Origin of the sequence: uncultured Porphyromonas sp. (assembly GCF_905372525.1) — a bacterium.
Classification (GTDB): domain Bacteria; phylum Bacteroidota; class Bacteroidia; order Bacteroidales; family Porphyromonadaceae; genus Porphyromonas.
The window spans coordinates 1-17,945 of sequence record NZ_CAJPPN010000047.1; the positions used below are offsets into that span (position 1 = coordinate 1).

13 protein-coding genes and 1 pseudogene are annotated in these 17,945 nt (G+C 56.1%); all 14 read right to left on the reverse strand.

Translation table 11 applies throughout. The annotated features are described in order from the left end of the window. Positions 1 to 1,418 (reverse strand): hypothetical protein (locus QZ170_RS07935; protein WP_297179603.1); only part of this gene is annotated, 1,418 nt, incomplete at its 3' end. Positions 1,419 to 1,429: 11 nt separating this feature from the next. Then, positions 1,430 to 2,734: a 30S ribosomal protein S12 methylthiotransferase RimO gene (rimO, locus tag QZ170_RS07940; RefSeq protein ID WP_297179605.1), complete on the reverse strand. Its 1,305-nt coding sequence runs from the start codon at positions 2,732 to 2,734 to the stop codon at positions 1,430 to 1,432. Continuing rightward, positions 2,731 to 3,687 (reverse strand): signal recognition particle-docking protein FtsY, encoded by a 957-nt coding sequence (gene ftsY, locus QZ170_RS07945; RefSeq protein ID WP_297179609.1) that lies wholly within the window; start codon positions 3,685 to 3,687, stop codon positions 2,731 to 2,733. Before ftsY ends, rimO begins: the two co-directional genes overlap by 4 nt. Before the next feature lie 30 nt (positions 3,688 to 3,717). After that, entirely contained in the window at positions 3,718 to 5,400 is a 1,683-nt protein-coding gene (locus tag QZ170_RS07950) for a ribonucleoside-diphosphate reductase subunit alpha (RefSeq protein WP_297179611.1), read from the reverse strand. Beyond that, a complete protein-coding gene (locus tag QZ170_RS07955; protein ID WP_297179614.1) occupies positions 5,387 to 6,337 on the reverse strand; it encodes a ribonucleotide-diphosphate reductase subunit beta in 951 nt (316 codons plus the stop codon). The genes QZ170_RS07950 and QZ170_RS07955 overlap by 14 nt, the downstream gene beginning before the upstream one ends. Positions 6,338 to 6,374: 37 nt before the next feature. Beyond that, positions 6,375 to 7,520, reverse strand: a complete 1,146-nt coding sequence (gene nspC / locus QZ170_RS07960) for a carboxynorspermidine decarboxylase (RefSeq protein WP_297179617.1) — start codon at positions 7,518 to 7,520, stop codon at positions 6,375 to 6,377. An 868-nt stretch (positions 7,521 to 8,388) separates the two neighbouring features. After that, the gene (locus QZ170_RS07965; RefSeq protein WP_297179620.1) at positions 8,389 to 9,336 is read right to left on the reverse strand and encodes a hypothetical protein; all 948 of its coding nucleotides are present in this window, start codon (positions 9,334 to 9,336) and stop codon (positions 8,389 to 8,391) included. A gap of 9 nt (positions 9,337 to 9,345) precedes the next feature. Beyond that, positions 9,346 to 10,893, reverse strand: coding sequence for a fibronectin type III domain-containing protein (locus QZ170_RS07970; RefSeq protein WP_297179622.1), 1,548 nt, complete (start codon positions 10,891 to 10,893; stop codon positions 9,346 to 9,348). A 46-nt stretch (positions 10,894 to 10,939) separates the two neighbouring features. After that, positions 10,940 to 12,115 (reverse strand): DUF4856 domain-containing protein, encoded by a 1,176-nt coding sequence (locus QZ170_RS07975; RefSeq protein WP_297179625.1) that lies wholly within the window; start codon positions 12,113 to 12,115, stop codon positions 10,940 to 10,942. 5 nt (positions 12,116 to 12,120) lie between these two features. Further along, on the reverse strand, positions 12,121 to 12,753 hold the full coding sequence (locus QZ170_RS07980; RefSeq protein WP_297179628.1) for a hypothetical protein: 633 nt from the start codon (positions 12,751 to 12,753) through the stop codon (positions 12,121 to 12,123). Between the two features lie 13 nt (positions 12,754 to 12,766). Beyond that, on the reverse strand, positions 12,767 to 13,816 hold the full coding sequence (locus tag QZ170_RS07985; protein WP_297179631.1) for a DUF4302 domain-containing protein: 1,050 nt from the start codon (positions 13,814 to 13,816) through the stop codon (positions 12,767 to 12,769). Continuing rightward, on the reverse strand, positions 13,800 to 14,792 hold the full coding sequence (locus QZ170_RS07990) for a putative zinc-binding metallopeptidase (RefSeq protein WP_297179633.1): 993 nt from the start codon (positions 14,790 to 14,792) through the stop codon (positions 13,800 to 13,802). The genes QZ170_RS07985 and QZ170_RS07990 overlap by 17 nt, the downstream gene beginning before the upstream one ends. Before the next feature lie 16 nt (positions 14,793 to 14,808). Then, entirely contained in the window at positions 14,809 to 16,335 is a 1,527-nt protein-coding gene (locus QZ170_RS07995) for a RagB/SusD family nutrient uptake outer membrane protein (RefSeq protein ID WP_297179639.1), read from the reverse strand. A 71-nt stretch (positions 16,336 to 16,406) separates the two neighbouring features. Further along, positions 16,407 to 17,945: pseudogene (locus QZ170_RS08000) on the reverse strand (TonB-dependent receptor); the annotation flags it as partial.

Here is a 17,945-nt window from a genome sequence, read left to right on the forward strand (position 1 = left end):
TCGCTGGGCTCCGCTACGGGGGCGATGTCGAAGGTCTCGGGCTCGCTTCCGTGAGACTTCTCATTGTGCTCCTCACTAGGCTCCGCTACGGGGGCGATGTCGAAGGTCTCGGGCTCGCTTCCGTGGGGCTTCTCATTGCGCTCCTCGCTGGGCTCCGCTACGGGGGCGATGTCGAAGGTCTCGGGCTCGCTTCCGTGAGGCTCTTCGCCCCCTTCCCTGGGCTCGACAGTGGGTGCGATGGTGAAGATGGGGAGCTCCGCCTCCTTAGCATCCTCCTCCTGAGGGCTCCTATTGGGGATAATCTCGAAGGTCTCAGGTTCCTCGGGCTTGGCCACTGGCTGCATCTCATGCGTACGTGTCGCAGTGCTGATCTCGAAGGTCGGTAGTCCCTCTTCGGCAGCTCCCCCGACTGTGGCCTCGGCTTCCCGAGTGGGGGCCGGGGTAAATTCGCTCTCCACCTCTGGGCTTGGTGTAGGATAGCCTACCTCTGGGCTCTGGGTGAGAGAGGGCTGTGGGGCTGTCGAGTCCTCCGTTGGGGGGATAGGGGTAGCTTCCTCTGGGGTGGGTATCACCTCCCCGGGGGTATGAGCGTCCTCCATCTGAGGGGGCGTGGCCTCCGCTCTCTCGGGCTGTGGGCAGACCTCCGCCGTAGCCTCTGATGTAGCCTCTGTAGATCCTGCTGTATGGTGCTCCGTCCTATCCTCTGTAGGAGTGGGGGCGGGGGGTACCTGAGGCTCGGGCACAGGGCTGTCTAGGGGGGAGGCGGGGGTGAGCTCATGATCCTCCCTCGGTAGGCGGATCTTGATCGGGCGGGTGATACGAGCCTCCTCCAGACCCTCTACCCTACGTATCTCTAGTCCCTGCTGGATCCGCTCTGCGGGGATCTCTATGGGAGAGAACATACAGAAGGGCTTGTTGAGGCTCTCTGCGAAGCTCTGATGAGGGGTGAAGGCATAGCCGACCAGCTCCGTGGAGTCCTCGGAGCGAATGGCCTCGAAGACCCCGATACGGGGCCAGGTCACTGACCCTCCTGCCTCTAGTAGGTCCAGCCAGAGATGAGGGATGCAGTCAATCCACTTGTCGATGTACTCGATCTTCAGCTTCGTCGTGTGGCTGAGCGCCTCTCGGAGGAAGATGAGCGAGAGAGACCGCTCCCCCCCAGGCATGGAGGGAGTAGGGTAGATCATTAGACTCAGGCGGGGAGGGATGAGGAAGTGCCGTCCATCGGGCAGTAGGGCGATGAACTCCCGCTCCTGCTGAGTCGTGAAGACCCCGATGTGAGGGAAGGCAATCCCTACACCCGTGAGTAGGCGCTGCTCGATCTGCGAATAAAGTGTCCCCCAGAGCTGGTGGGAAGTCGTGGGCTGTAGAGAGGATGATACAGCTAGACGTATAGACCAGAGTTCCTCTTGTAGCATAGTGATGTGTGTTAGTGGATGCGCCCGTAGAGGTCAAATGTATCTGCGGAAAGGATCTCCACGGGATAGAAGGCGCCGACCTCTAGGCCGGGGTGCTCGCTACGGGCGATGAGCACCTCTCCGTCTACCTCGGGAGAGTCGTATTCGGTACGGCCGACGAAGTACTCCTCCTCGGCACGATCTATTAGGGTGCGTAGGGTCTGGCCGACCTTGGCGGCATTGATGGCCCCTGCGATCTGCTCCTGCGTTTGCATGAGACGATCCATGCGGTCTTGCTTGACAGCTAGGGGGATGAGGTCTTCATATTGTTCGTAGGCATAGGTGCCACTCTCATGAGAGTAGACAAAGGCCCCCATGCGCTCAAAGCGTATATCCTGGACAAACTGTATGAGCTCCTCGAAGTCCTCTTCTGTCTCCTGGGGGTGTCCCGTCATTAGGGTTGTCCTCAGGTGGATACCCGGGACACTCTGACGGATGTCGTTCAGGAGCTCGTAGGTCTCAGCCTTGGTCACTCGGCGACGCATAGCTCGTAGCATACGGTCACTGATGTGCTGTAGGGCGATGTCGAGGTAGTTGCAGATGTTCTCCCGCTCCCTCATTACCCTAAGGATCTCTCTAGGGAAGTCTGCAGGATAGGCATAGTGCAGGCGTAGCCACTCGAGCCCCCGCACGTCCGATAGACGCTCTAGGAGCTCTGCGAGGCTGTTGCGCCGATAGATGTCTAGCCCGTAGAAGGTCAGGTCCTGAGCGATGAGCTGTATCTCCTTCACCCCCGAGGCGACTAGAGCCTCAGCCTCGGCTACGAGTTCGCCCATGGGGCGGGACTTGTGCTTCCCCGTGATGATGGGTATAGCGCAGTAGGAGCAGCTGCGATTACAGCCCTCCGAGATCTTCATGTAGGCATAGTGAGCTGGGGTTGTGATGCTCCTATTGCCCCCTAGCGGGTCATGATGGTAGGCCTTGCCCAGATCGGTGAGGAGGTTCTTCCAGTTGAACTTCCCATAGTATCCGTCTACCTCGGGGATCTCTTTCTTCAGTTCGTCCATGAAGCGCTCCGTGAGGCAGCCCATGACATAGACCTGCCCGATGCGCCCGGACTTCTTGGCCTCGACCATCTGGAGGATCATGTTGATCGACTCCTCCTGGGCGTCGCCGATGAAGCCGCACGTATTTAGGACGACGATCTCCCCATTGACTGCGGGGGAGTTGTGATTGACCTTATAGCCGTTGGCGAGGAACTGGCGTATGAGCTGCTCAGAGTCTACTAGGTTCTTGGAGCAGCCGAGTGTGATGACGTCTACTTGATTCTTTCTCATTCTCCGAATAGGGAGTCCACAAATTCTTTCTTACGGAAGAGCTGAAGGTCTTCGATCCCTTCACCTATTCCTATGTACTTGACTGGGATCTTGAATTGATCCGAGATGCCGATGACGACCCCGCCCTTGGCGGTGCCGTCGAGCTTCGTGATGGCTAGTGCGCTGACCTCCGTAGCTGCCGTGAACTGCTTGGCCTGCTCGAAGGCATTCTGCCCCGTGCTCCCATCGAGCACCAGCAGGACTTCCTGAGGCGCCTCGGGGATGACCTTCTGCATGACACGGCGGATCTTCGTCAGTTCGTTCATTAGCCCCACCTTGTTATGAAGGCGACCAGCGGTGTCGATGATCACGACGTCAGAGCCTGCCTTTACCGCAGCACTGAGCGTGTCGAAGGCCACCGAGGCTGGGTCGGCAGACATGTGCTGCTTGATGATCGGCACGCCGACACGTCCTGCCCAGATGTCCAGCTGCTCGATAGCTGCTGCTCGGAAGGTGTCACCGGCGCCGAGCATGACCTTGTAGCCGTTCTTCTTGAACTGGTAGGCGAGCTTCCCGATGGTGGTCGTCTTGCCGACACCATTGACCCCGACGACCATGATGACGTAGGGGCGTCGCTCCGAGGGTGGCAGGGCAAATTCCTCGCCATCCTTGGCTCCGTTCTCGGTGAGGAGTGCGGCAATCTCGCTCCGTAGGATACCCGTGAGCTCCGTGGTAGAGACGTACTTGTCCCTAGCGACACGCTCCTGGATGCGACGGATGATCTTCAGGGTCGTCTCTACGCCTACGTCGCTGGTGACTAGTACGTCCTCCAGCTCATCGAGTACGTCATCATCGATCGTAGTGCGCCCTGCGACGGCACGAGCGATCCGTGAGAAGACCGTTTCCTTGGTCTTAGAGAGGCCTTCGTCGAGGCTCTCCTTTTTCTTCTTTGAGAATAGTCCGAATAGTCCCATAGTTCTTGCTTGATAGACGTGAGGGGGCTCCTAGGCCTCGCAGCTGGTGCAGGTGACTAGGTTGGTGATCATGTCCTTAGAGACACTATTGCTCCGCTGGTAATACAGACCCTTGATGCCGAGCTTCCAGGCCTCGATGATGAGGCGGTTCACCTCCTTGATAGGCATCTCGGGGGGGATGTTGAGATTGAGGCTCTGCGACTGGTCGATGAACTTCTGTCGGATAGAGGCCTGTACGATGATGTCCTTCTGGGAGATCTCTCGGAAGGTCTTGAAGACCTCCTTCTCCTCGGGGGTGAGGAAGTCCAGATGCTGTACCGAGCCTGCGTTCATCATGATCTCGCGCCATACCTCATACGTATCCTTCCCCTTCGACTCTAGGAGCTGACGAAGGTAGATATTCTTGCGGATGAAGTTGCCCTTAGCCAGACCGACCTTATAGTAGTTGCTTGAGTAGGGCTCTATGCCTGGGCTGACCTGGCCAAGGATGGAGGATGAGGAGGTGGTAGGAGCGATCGCTAGACGAGTCGTATTGCGGTACTTCACCCCGGGATAGCCTCCTTCCTCGAAGATGGGGGCAGGGCCAAGGAGCTCGGCTAGACGGCGGCTCTCCTCCGTAGTCTTCTCCTGTATCGAGCGGAAGATCTCGGTGGTCAGTGCGTTGGCTCTTAGGGAGCCGAAGGGGATCATCTTGCTCTGTAGATAGGAGTGCCATCCGAGGACACCGATCCCGATGGCACGGTGGCGCTTGGCGAAGTTTGCTGCGTACTTCAGGAACTTCTTCCCATCAGTCTTAGCGATATACTCCGAGAGGATCCCGTCGAGGAACATCACCGCTAGCTCGGGGAGGTTGCTATCCTTCCATTCGTCATACAGAGCGAGGTTCAGCGAGCAGAGACAGCAGATAAAGGTCTCCTTGTCTGCGTCGGGGAGTGCAATCTCGCTACAGAGGTTACTGTGGGTAATATTACAGCCTAGATACTGGTAGATCTCGGGCTTGTGGATGTTGTTCGTGTCGCTGAACCAGATATAGGGTAGTCCCTTCTGCACACGAGACTCCAGCACACGAGCCCAGATACGTCTCTTCTCTGCGTCCCCCTCGATCATCTCTACCATCCAGTAGTCGGGGACACAGACAGCGTAGAAGATGTTCTGTAGGTCACTACCTATATCCTTGATGCGAAGGAACTCCTCGATATCGGGGTGGTCAATGTCCAGATAGGCGGCGAAGGAACCTCGGCGTGCCCCTTGGGTCACTACAGTCATTACCGTGTCAAAGAGCTTCATGAAAGACACAGCACCTGAGGACTTCCCATTATTGGTAATGGAAGCACCTCTCCCTCGGAGGTTGCCAAAGTATGCGGAGGTACCTGCCCCGAGCTTGGTGTGCATCATCACCTCACCTAGCTTGGTCGTGATGTCGGAGATACTATCGCCGATGTAGCAGCCTTGGCAGGAGATCGGCAGGCCACGTGACGTGCCTGCGTTCGTCCAGATAGGAGAGGAGAGGGATAGCCATCCCTTATAGATAGCATCCTTGAAAGCCTCCTTGACCTCCTCTGTCCCCACCGTCTCTCCTAGGTAGTGGCATACGGAGGCCGTGATCCGCTCGATAGCGTCATGGATGGTCTCACCATTGAGTAGATAGCCACGGTCGAGGACGGCTTTAGACTCCTCGTTGTACCACCAGGGCTCTTGTCTAGAATAGGTCATTGGCTGTAATGGGTTTGTCGTGCTTAGTGTAGGCAGTTGGGCGTTTAGCGAAGAAGTCGTCTAAGTCGTTAGCGTAGACATATTCATCGAACCACTGCATGGGAAGATACGCCTCTGTCGGTATGTTATATACCTTGGGATAGCCCATCTGGGTAAGAGCGTTATCTACACGATGCTTCATGAAGGCAAGCATGTCAGCCTGCGAGTAAAACTCCAGTTCACCTGGCTCGTAGATCCAGGCTAGGAGCTCCTCCTCATAGGCTAGGTAGTGCCTTACCATCCTCTCCACCTCTTGGCTGGGAAGTCGTCGGTCAGGATACTCCTGGAAGATCTGATTGATGATATAGACTCCTGCATCGGCGTGGCACTGCTCATCCACGCTACTCCATGAGACCATGTTGGCGGTATTCTTGAGGATACCACGGAAGTGGGAGAAGGCCACCATGTTGGCAAATTGCGAGAAGAGCGAGGAGTTCTCTATGACGATAGTGAAGAAGAAGAGCTTATGGATGAAGTCCTGCTCTCCCCCTAGATGTTCATCTGTGAGATCGAGCTTACGTCGGAAGACGGGGATCTCAAGGAGCTTCTTAAATTCCCCTTCTAAGCCTACGACCTCCAGCAGGCGAGCGTAGGCCGAGGAGTGTCGGCACTCCGACTCACTGAATGTCGCTCCTAGGTCATTGAATTCGGGCTTAGGTAGGAACTCGTAGAGCTTGCCCCAGAAGGTCTTTACCGTCACCTCTACCTGAGCGATAGCCAGCAGACTGCGCTTGATGACCTCCCGCTCACTATCACTAAGGAGCGTCTTGAAGTCCTGGATGTCGTCACTGAAGTCTACCTCGGAGTGCACCCAGAAGGTACGGTTCATGTTGTCTATGAACCGCTGCACCTCGGGATACTCAAAGGGCTTGTACTCCGTACGTTTGTCGAAGATCATGTTGTCTCGTTACTTGTATTTGGTTAATAGTCTCGCTTTAGTCCATACGCTCCCGATAGTCCTCGTAGGTATAGGTGCGCAGTGTCTCGATGGTGCCATCGGTGCGCAGGAGGGCGATACGGGGGTGCGTGATGCCATTGAACATCGTTGTCTTGACGGTCGTATAGTGGAGCATATCCTCGAAGATGATCTCCTGCCCGACCTCTAGTGGCTCGTCAAACTCCCAGTAGCCTACGAAGTCACCACTCAGACAGCTACACCCGCCGATGCGGTAGCTGTATGCCTCGGGGCGGTGCTCACTTGTACTCCTAGCCCCTCGGATAGCAGGCTGGTAAGGCATCTCCAGGCAGTCAGGCATGTGGCAGGTGAAGGATACGTCTACGATAGCCGTACGTATCCCGTGATGCTCCACGATGTCTACAATGCTACTGGTGAGGAAGCCTGCCTGCCAAGCGAAGGCACTCCCTGGCTCTAGTATCAGGTGCAGATGCGGGTGACGCTCTCTGAATGCACGCAGGACAGCGATCAGATGCTCTACGTCATAGCCCTGACGAGTCATCAGGTGTCCCCCGCCCATGTTGAGCCACTTGATCTGAGGGAGGATGTGGGCAAAGTTGCGCTCGATGATCCCGAGTGTCTGCTCTAGGTCTTCGGCTGACCCCTCACAGAGGGAATGGAAGTGCAGTCCCTCGATCCCCTCGGGCAGTGTGGTCAGCTCACTAGCGGGGACTCCGAAGCGTGAGCCGGGGGCACAGGGATTATATAGATCCGTCTCTACGGCCGAGTACTCGGGGTTAATCCGAAGGCCGAAGGACGTACTCCCGTCCCGAGGCATCCGCGGACGCATACGCTCGATCTGTGAGAGGGAGTTGAAGGTGATGTGCGAGCTATAGCGTAGCAGTGTCGGGAATTCCTCCTCCGTGTAGGCGGGGGAGAAGGTGTGGGCTCGTGCCCCCATCTCCTCATAGGCTAGCTGCGCCTCCCATATGGAGCTGGCCGTACTCGTGGGTACATACTCTCGGATGATCGGGAAGGTACGCCACAGGGCATACGCCTTGAAGGCAAGAATAATCTCCACCCCAGCCCGCTCCGCTACATTGCGAATGAGTGCTAGGTTGTCCCGCAGACGCTTTTCCTCTAGTATATATGCGGGGGAGGGATACCCCGATCTCGTTGTTGCCAAAGCTCAGTATATATAGTTTGTCCCAGTTAAAGGTACAAAGATAATCAAACTATGCCTCCATCTCCACCGAAGGAGACTTATCGAACTAGCGACGAAGCTTATCCCGACGGCTATCCGCACTGGGCTAGAGTCGGGTTCGCTGAGTCTAGTCTGCGCTGAGTCATCCCCACAGCTCCGATAGCCACGGCGTAGGGGATGTCCTGCCTCTCAGGTATACCACGGGGGGTAAGCAGCAGGGCCGACGTATGATCTCGCTCGCACACTCCTGCCTTTGGATCTCCGGGGGTATCATTTCATATCCCGGGGAGCCTTAACCCATCACTAAAGATCCTAGGCATTATCCCCAAGGAATATACATACAAGCGAGCCCTACAGAGGATATACTTAGAGCGAGGTAGTGTACACGCGTGTATACAGTTGTGTACACGTGGGTATACAGTAGTGTACACACGTGTATACTTATCCCTCCTAGGTAAGAGGTATTCGCATGGCATATCTAGACTAGGACATAGATACTTCTATCTTCGGCGTATACTCCTTGATGACCTAGCCCTCGCACTATAGTGATTTCATGCGTCAGCCCTGGGGTAAGCAGGGTATCCTAGAGGGGGGAAAGAGGGGCAAAACGAACATACTGAGAGCCCCCAAAACGAACATACCGAGAGCGTCTCTACGCTCCTATAATGAACGCCCCCATCACCTATGTAAGGTGACGGAGGCGTTCTTACCGAGAGCCCTGCGGGGTAGTAGATAGCTAGACGATAGAGCTCGGGGGGACAAGAGAGAGTACCTCCCTCAGAGTCCATGCTACTGAGGGAGGTGCTGATGAAGTGGGGTAGAACGGGGGCGAGGGGCGGGGCTGTCTGAACTAGCCCTTGCGGTAAGGCGAGACGATCTTGAAGCCTTGCCCTCGGAGCACGACTTGGCGATCCCTTACTTCCTCGACGTAGACCGTGTACTCACCTTCACGCTTGAGTGGGTGTCCCTGGTAGAGGGCTTCGGCATCAAGCCATCCGATCTTGACCTTACGAGCTTCGCCGACTACTGGGCTTACGATCTCGGGGGAGAGCGTGAGAGCTCTGTTGATGCGAGCCCCAGGCGTCAATCCACTTTTCGTGCGCAGGATGGGGTTAGAGTTCTCGCTAAAGCGGACATACTGCCCCTCACGCCGTGCTACAATTCGACAGGGAAAGAGCTGACTGAGCTGACGGGAATTGGTCATGTAGATCCCTAGGCGGTCAGCCGTACCGACACAGCGTACCTTGATGAGGATTTCCTTAGTGGTCTTGCGGTCTTCGCTGGTAGCGATGAGCTTGATGTCCCCTTCATACTTGGCCTTGATCTTGACGAGACCCGAGGAGGCTTCCCATTGGATGTCTGCCGCCTTCTCTGGGTCTTCGATATTGAGGGTGGCACGTGCACCTCCACCAGAGAGGCTGAGGGTCTGCACATTATCTCCAGGGTGTAGGGTCACGACGTCTTCGTTGGAAGCGAAGGGTGGGGGGACGACCTTCACCCGCACACGACGTACTTCATCGTGGGAGCGGATGGTGAGCGAAGTCTCTCCATAGAGTATCCCAGAGACCCGAAGGGTGTCCCGGCTAATGCTGGAGGAGGCGATACGGGCATCCTCGATGGTGGCGGAGTACTTCCCATCGCCACCCTTGAGGAGGATCATCCGTGTCTCAGACTGAGTAACCTGTAGCTCCTTGGGATCATCCTCGCCGAGACGTAGAGGGGTGACGGGGCGGTCACTCTCCTTGTGACAAGAGGCAAAGAAGAGGAGCAGGCTAAGTAGGGTTATAATCTTTTTCATCTCAGGACTTTACTTGACGGTGACGAGGTACTCTAGCTCCCAAGTGCGGTCGGGAGCCTCTACGATCTGTACACGGAGCGTATGTTCGCCCGTGGAGGGGAAGACGAGGATGCGTCCTTCGGGTTCGGTGAGGACGTCATCTATGTAATAGAGGCACTTGGCCTGAGGATTACTTAGCTCCATATAATGGAGGGGTAGGCGCAGAGGACACGAGCCATCCTCACCGATCCAGTAGAGGAAGGGAATCTGCCCACCTGGGAACTCCCCTAGAGCCTGCGTCTCGAGGTCGAGGGGAAGTGAGTACTCGGAGTACACACCATCGGCTAGAGCTCTTAGGCGTACCGTATAGGTGTATCCGGGCTCTAGTCCCTCGAGGAGGTAGGTGGTCTTGTCGGTAGAGAGCGTCTTAGTGCTGAGGACGTTCTTCCCCCGCTTCTGCACGAGCTCTAGTTCATAGGTTGCGTTCTTTAGCTCGCTGGCGGGCCAAGAGAGGCTACACTCCCGCTGGAGGTAGGGCTGGGGAAGGCGAGTGGGAGTAGTGGGGACATTGGGCTTGGGCTTGGAGGGCTGATCCTCGCCTTCTGCGCCCTTGATGAGTGTCATGGAGAGATCGTCAAACTCTAGGAGGTAGTTGGCGATGTCTCTCTCGTTACTTTGGAATACCAGCTCGAAGGTCATCTTCTCAGCGTTCTCTGGGGCTTCGACGATCATGTACTTCTCTTTCCAAGTATTCATCTCACTACCTCTAAGGTCCATGCCGATGAGCTGATTGAAGAAACCATCCTTGGCATACTTATTCCCAGCCTCCCGAGCATCTACCCAAGGGGTACCAACGGGAGCTAGCTCTGTGCCCTCGAGCTTCAGAGCCTTACCTGCCTTAGGGATCCACTTGATCTTGACGACAGCTAGCTTGGCGGCCGTGCGATTAGCTCCTTCGCTGGACTTGGGGAGGTTGCCTCGGTACCAGTAGGAGACGAGGTACTTAGCCTTCTGTCGGACGGATAGGGGATCGGGATAGGTATATATCTGATGATCGACACTGAAGTAGCCCGAGATTCTCATCGCAGCCTTCCCGCTATGTGCACCACTGAAGGTGCGGGCAAACTGGTTGCTGGATGTGGTACTCTGTGAGGGATAGAGCCACCAGCCCGTAGGGCGAGCTTTCTCAAATGCCTGCAGCGCCTTTAGGTAGGCAACGTAGGCATCGACAAAGGCTTTGAACCTCCCGATCTGCTCTTCTGAGTATTCGATGCCATGCTGGTCACCATAGTCTAGGATCTTCTCATAGATCCCTCCCTCCTTCGCATCTTCGTCCTCGTAGAAGACATCGTCGGGTGTCCTCGGGATGCATTCCTCGGGGTAGTCACTTGGACGGGTAGGCTTGGGAGGAAGGGCAGTGGCAGCGGGGTCTTCGAGACCTCCATTGGGGAGGATACTTGCCCCTACTGTCTCGGGACGAGTCGCAGGCCTATTTCGGCTCGCTTGCCCCCATAGGCTCGCACTACCTAAGAGGAGTGCTAGCGCTAGGGTGGCGTTTCTGAATCTAGTCTGTATCATTGTCTTGTTATAGGATCATTTTGGGGTATCTAGGAGAGGGGAGGGCTTAGAGCCTTGTAGGGAGACTGAGGGCAAAGGTCGAGGAGAGACTACGGGCGACCTTGTCTAGGCGCTCCCTAAGCGAGCTGTCCCACAGCCCTTCTCCCGCCTTGAGGGAAGCGATGAGACTCTTGACCTCTTCATGGGAAAGGTAGGGCTCACCACTAGGGCGACGTGTGAACTGCAGAGCGTAGAGGTAGCCGACACCCCGTGAGATAAAGCGGAAGGCATCCTCGGGGCGTTCGTTGAGGTTGGCTAGGGTATTCCTTCCCACGAGTTCCTCTAGGGCTCGAGCAGCGACAGCCTGTGCAAGTAGGGCACGGATACTACGTAGGTGCGATAGAGCCTCCTCGTAACGGTACTCGGTGATAGCGAGGCGACCTAGAGCAAAGGCATTGAAGAGCTTCGTCTCCGATCCCCTTAGTCCCGTGAGGCTGTTTGACTGGAGGAGCTTCTGGGCTTGTAGGTAGTAGCCATAGGCAAGATCCCACGTATGCTCTAGTGCCGTGTAGCTGTGCCCTGGGACAAGCTGTGGGGCTTCGTGTGCTTGGATAAGCGTCTTATCGGTGAGGAACTTCTCGTCAAGGTATTCCCCAAGAGCCTTGTCTAGGTACACCGCACCTAAGGTCATCCCTCGGTAAAGCTCCGAGGGAGCGAAGCCATCGGTAGTGACGAAGAAGCGATCGTTGTCCCCTTGGTTGTAGCCGATAAATCCTGTTTGTCCTTTGCTGGCTCTGCGGTTATACCGCTCCGTAGCATACGTGTCTCCATCATAACCAGCAGCCCTGCGTACATCGTCTAGGATCTGAGCGAAGTCCGACTGGATCGCTGAGCGATACTTACTCTGCCGAGCGGAGGAAGCGATGAGAGGCTCTAGGGCAATCTCATTGTTACCCCCTTGGGCAAAGAGCTGCTTGAGTTCCTGCCAACGTGCACCATTGAGTATATAGGCCGTGCGAAGGAATCGTGAGTAAAGGGTCTCAGAGGCAGAAGCAGCTTGCTGAGGTAGGAGTAGGTCTACACTGCTCGTACCCTGACGCTGAAACGTGTAGGTGGGATCGGGGACGAGTGGAGCCTGGTATTGGCTCTCGACCACCTCACCTTCCCAGCGTGAGCAGGCAGGAGTGAGAGCGGTGAGTGCCAAGAGGAGTGCCCAAGAGCGGATCGAGGTATAAGGCTTCATTTGCACTAAGGGAGTATGAGGTACTTGCAGAAGGGTGCAGGCAGACGTGCCTCACCCTCATCGTAGTTCTGTGTCTGACGTGTCTCTAGTGTCGGTGTGGCGAAGATACCATCGGTGGAGACAGCTTGTAGGGAAACGTGGATCGTGGAGCCACGGGCAGCTGTGCCATTGACGAGGAGGAAAAGGGGCTGACCTGAGCTAAGTGTCAGTGTCTGGGTATGCTCCTTCCCGTCATTGGGGATCAAGTTGGGGCTCTGGAGGGTCTTCTCCGTACCCAGCTCATGCAGTAGCTTGTCTGCCCCGACATAGCGTACGACACAGCGTGAGCGTACTTCGCTCTGCTTGCGCAGCCCCCCTTGATGGAGATCCGCTGGTTCGCTGAAGGAGTAGGTCAAGGTGACTCTGTAGGTGCGAGGTGTGCCAGGAAGCGTCACACCTGGATAGACGAAGGTACGGGGTGTCATTTCGGGGTTACCCGAGAGGATCGTCATATCTTCATAGCGACCGTCTGGACGCTCTACCCCACGGAATGGGAAGAGCTTATCATAGTCCTCCACGGGATAGTCTATCGGAGCATGCTTGCACCCTACGAGGGCGAGTGCTGTGAGCCATACGAGGCTCTTTAGAAGTCTATTCATCGTGGTGACCGTATTAGTAGTAGTCATGAGTGGCATTGGGATCATCGTATAGCTCGGCTATGATACCGGTCTCTTGTCCCTCGGGGTGCAGGTGGCGGCTCACCAGACGTCTCGTGCGATAGGGAGCATCGTAGACCTCGACAAGCTCGGCAAAGAAGCGGTCTCCCTTGCGCTCAAAGTCCGAGAAGACGTACTTCGAACTATAACGGATACCAGTGAGGAAGGTGAGCCCCTCGGGGGTGCCCACATAGCCCGATCCTAGCCCAACGATCCCTTGGGGAGGTCCATCGGGGATCAAGGCTTTACGACTAACAGCCGCAAAGAGTGCATAGCGCTGGGAGACGAGGTTACGTCCGTAGGAGGTGAGCTCATTCCTCGTACTATACTTCATTATATAGTTGCTTAGGAAGAGCGTACGACCTCCCTGATAGATCCGTATCTGAGGGTTGCGCATTTTCTCAAAGGCTTTACGATGTTCCTCGGCACGGCTGAGGCGAGCTGAGCGGTCTGCGTCCTTGGCGACTCTACGCAGGACGAAGTAGGAGCGTGCGGGCTCCGTCGTACGAGGACTCTCGAAGACCAGCTGTCCGTCGGCATCGGTGCCTCGGAAGAGGAAGTCCAGCTCCCCCTCGTATCGCTCCCCAATCAGCTGGGTGAGGTAGCTACCAGTAGTGAAGCTTAGGCGAGTATAGGCAGCCTGACCAAGTTCATAGGTAGACTTTTGGACGGCCTTGGCAGAGCCATCGGTGTAGTCCCCTTGTAGGTCAAGTGTACCATCCCGGTGAAAGGTCATCTGATAGTAGAAGCCTCCGTAGCCGAGTTGGTTGGGGAACTTATGCTGGTCGATCTCCTCCTTCGGGTTAGTGAAGAGCAGGGAATCCGTCTTAGGAAAATAAAGGGCTTCCCATCCCTGGGGAGCAGAGATCAATACCTCCCTGAGGGAGTCTTGTCGTGCAAGGCTTCGCTCGGTAGGTGTGGTGGGGAATATCTTATTGTCCCTCGAGCATGCGCCTAGGAGGATACTTACCCCTAGAGCGAAGGTGAGGCTAAGGCTGTGTCGCATGATGCTTGTCGAGATACTGGTTCATGAGCTGCAGGCTCTGGAGCTGGAGGCGTTGGAGTGGTATGCGCCAAGCCTCCTCGATATACTTGGAGAGGAAGGCTCGCTTCTGTACGAAGGTTTCATGAGCCACCTTTGCTTCCTCAGCATAGCGACGCTTGGCATCCTCATCACCGTTTGCATCATCAGGGACAGCAGCATCCTGCTCTGCCTGAGTAATGGTTGCGGGGGTCTCGGTGAGTGTGACGCTGTACATCTCTGCTAGATCTTCGCGTGCACCCAGCATCCCGAGGATGGAGTAAAAGCCCCTGCTGTAGGCGTAGCGGTTCAGACCAAGACCTTCTCTCAGTCTCCCTGACTTTTCATAGCTACGATAGGCATCGGCAAAGGGCTCAGTGGTCGAGCTGTAGCGGTCTGGCCCCAACGATAGGAAGCGGTCATGGTCGTAGGGGTGTATGGTCATGAGGTGTCGGCCGATCTGGTGCTGGGCACTGCGGATGAGACGGTACACCTCCACCTGACTAGTGGGGGAGAAGGTATCTACATTATAGATGTATAGCTCGATGGAGGGAGCCTTGCGGTTGAAGAGCAGATCTACGCCTTGTCCGTCTCTGTTTGCGCCACCGTAGAGGTAAATGCGTAGTAGAGGGTGGGCAGGGATGAAGTCACTGCTGGTGAAGAACTTCTTGTCTCGGTAGAGGCTAAGTACTGTCGCTTCCAGAGCCTCGAGCACAGGGCGTACCTGCTCCATGCGTGGGGGATAGGTGTGGGTAGATCGCTCCGCATGGTTGCGATCCCATCTATAGATCACCTCGGCCTGGTAGGGGCGAGTAATGTGCTCCTGGCACCAGCGATCTAGCTCGCTCCTCTGCTCGCTCACTGGGGGCAGGACGCTCTCTTTGCTGAGCTTATCTCCCGAGCAAGAGGCTAGGGTCAAGCAGAGGGCAAGTGAGAGGGTGAGGTATATGGATTGTTTCATCATCGTTGGGGGATGCTTAGTGACGTATACGATGGTTGTTGCCCTCCCTTGGATTGGGTTCTAGCCCTGAGGTAATCGCTTCGGTGGGGAGCTGGAGACACTGGCGAGGGTCATCCTTCTTGAGGGGACGGTAGAAGCTGCTCTTGGAGCTACGTGTGACCTCGATGTTGAACCGCCTCAGGTCAAACCAACGTAGTCCCTCCTCGAAGAATTCCATCTGTCGGAAGTGTAGTATCGTCCGTATCATCGGTAGCTGACGTACCGTAAGCCCATAGAAGGGTGCATAGAGTGCATAGTCGGAGGTAGAGCCCTGCGTGTAGCTATCATTCGGGACAGCTGGCTCATAGCCGAGCTTGCTCAGTGTATAGGTCTTGAGGTCTAGGATAGCACGATCATACTCGCCGAGCATGGTGTAGGCCTCCATACGATTGAGTAGGACTTCGTCCGTAGTGAAGAGGACATTGGTCACTGCTAGCCCTCGGGGGTGTACCTCGGAGGTCTCCTGCTGGGTGGCCCGCTCGTCGAACTTAGCTAGATAGCGAGTCGTGCGATAGGGCTCGGGGGCAAAGACGAAGGGGTAGATAAGGGTAGCATCTCCCGACTGGTCGTCATCCTTGATGGTCTTTCGCTTGAAGATCTTGTCCACGATCCCCACAGTTGCCCCATAGCGATCGGTGGCGATTGATCGGGAGAGACGGGACTCGGTGGAGGCAAGCATCAGGTTAGCCGCCGTCTGGGGAGAGCAGTAGATCTCGTGCAGTCGCTCCCTGCGACCCTCCAGCTGCTCCTGATAGCTGATCCACGGACGTAGTGTGGCTCCTGGGGCATTGCCTAGCACGTAGTCAGCATAGGCGATACACTGCTTCCAGTCCCCCTTCATGAGGTAGAAGCGGGAGGCGAAGGCATAGGCAGCTCTCTTGGAGAAGTGGTACTTCGGCTGCCGATAGTAGCGGTCAGAGACGAGGGAGATACCCCGCTTGAGGTCTTGCTCGATCTGGGCATATACCCCCTCGACTGTCCCACGCTTGTAGTTCACGAAGGCGTGCTTCTCGGGCTTAGTTAGATAGGGTATGCCCGGGCTGGAAGTGGAGCGTCCGTAGGGCTCTGCCCATATATTCACGAGCATGAAATGCAGGTAAGCCCTTAGGAGGAAGGCCTCGCCATAGAGGGCACGTGTGCGCTCATTCTTGGGGAAGGTCGAGAGGAGCTCCAGAGCCTTGTTGGCCTGGGCGATCCCTCGGTAGCACTCCCGCCAGTAGCTGAGCGGTGTATCCAGATCCTCTTGGTCGTAATCCTCCCAGAGGTACATGGACTCCCCTAGGCGGGACTGGATACCATTGACGCGCTCCTCCACATTGTCTGTACGGGGCTCTAGGAAGGGGATGTAGCTGGCCGTAGGATAGGCTCCCGTGAGGAGCTCCTGGAGCTTCTCCTCGGTGTCTATGCTGATGTCCAGGGCAGCATCGGGGTTCTTATCTAGGTATCCTTGGCAGCTCCCGAGCAGGAGGGCGAAGGAGACGAGTAGTAGTGATCGCTTTATCATCATTGTCTATACGTACTGTAGGGTGGTAGGTGCCCCGCCATAGGGGGAGCCTGTAGCCTCCTCCCGCTACCTTAGAATCCTATCTGTAGCGAGAGTGTGTACTGTCTAGGGGTAGGGAGGGATACCCCACCTGCACGATAATACTCAGGGTCCTGTCCACGTAGACGCTTGTCGGAGTAGATGAGGAAGGGGTTCGTCAGACTAAGCTGTAGCTTAGCCGAGTGTAGGCGAAGCTTTTTAGCGAAGGCCTCGGAGACCCGATAGCCCAGCGAGACATGCTTCAGACGTACGAAGCTCCCATCGGCGACGCGTAGCTGGGAGTAGTTGTAGGTGCTATAGGCACGCTCAATATTCTCCCTACCGACAGCATTGATCAGATCCTGCGAAGGGATGGTAGGGACATCGGTGCGCTGTTCGTCTCCAGGGTTCATCCAACGATCACGGTATTCCCCAGAGAAGACATTGAGGTCAGCGAAGGTGGGGTCGAAGGTGGGGTTGAGTCGGATCTTATTGCCAGCCTGCGCCGTGACGAAGAGGGAGAGATCCCACTGTCTGTAGCGCAGCGTGTTCGATAGTCCGCCGATGATCTGTGGCTCGATAGGCCCGTGATAGGTGAGGTAGCTCTTGGTGTACTGCGTGTCGCTGAAGTCCGCACTGTACACGTTGGCATCCTGCGTACGATTGGTAGGGTAGAGCCCAAAGTCAAAGGTGGGAAGCCCGTGACTGTTCAGCCCCTGGAAGTTGTAAGAGAAGAGCGAACCCTTAGGATAGCCTACGAGATTTCCCCTGCCACGTCCTGCGACCATGTCTAGGGCATTCGGGGTATTACGCAGTCTCGTTATCTTCTGGTTCATGAGGCTAAGGGTAAGGCTGCTGCTCCACGAGAGCTCCTTCGTCTCTATGTTCGTCGTGCTGAGGGATAGCTCGATCCCCTGAGTGCGCATATCCCCGAAGTTGGCATACTTGTAGTACTGTCCCCCGATACCGGATGTGCGGACGAGGTCAATGAGGTCAAAGGCATTGCGCTGGTAGAGATCCACCGTAGCCCGCACACGGTCTCCAGCCCAAGCTGTCTCGAGGCCCAGGTTGAGCTCGTACATCTTTTCCCAAGTGAGGTCACGGTTCTCTAGGTGGCGAATGCGCAGAGCATTCTCCCGATCCTGATAGCGGCGAGGTGTGGTCGTCGTGCCTTGGTAGACCGAGTTGGCATTGACGGCTTCCTCGTTCATCTTAGCCGTGAGTCCGTAGCTCATGCGTAGAGCTAGACGGGAGAGTAGAGCTGAGGGATGGAAGAAGGCTTCACGGTCGATGTTCCACTTCCCCCCGATATTCCATGTGGGGAGCCATTGGGTACGAGCGTTGCGACCCGAGGCATTTGAGCCCTCCATGTTGATCAAGGCATTGAGGATATATCGCCCGTCGTAGCCGTAGGTGGTGCTCGCAGAGAACGTCACTCCCCGATCGTAACGTCTGGAGTAAGCGAAGTAATCTTCCCCCTCACGAAGGAGCTTACTAAATATGCGAGGATCCGTATTGATTTGCCCACCACGATCGTACTGCACACCGTAGCCCGTGAAGGGAGTATGCGAGCGATCGGCATAGCGGATCTC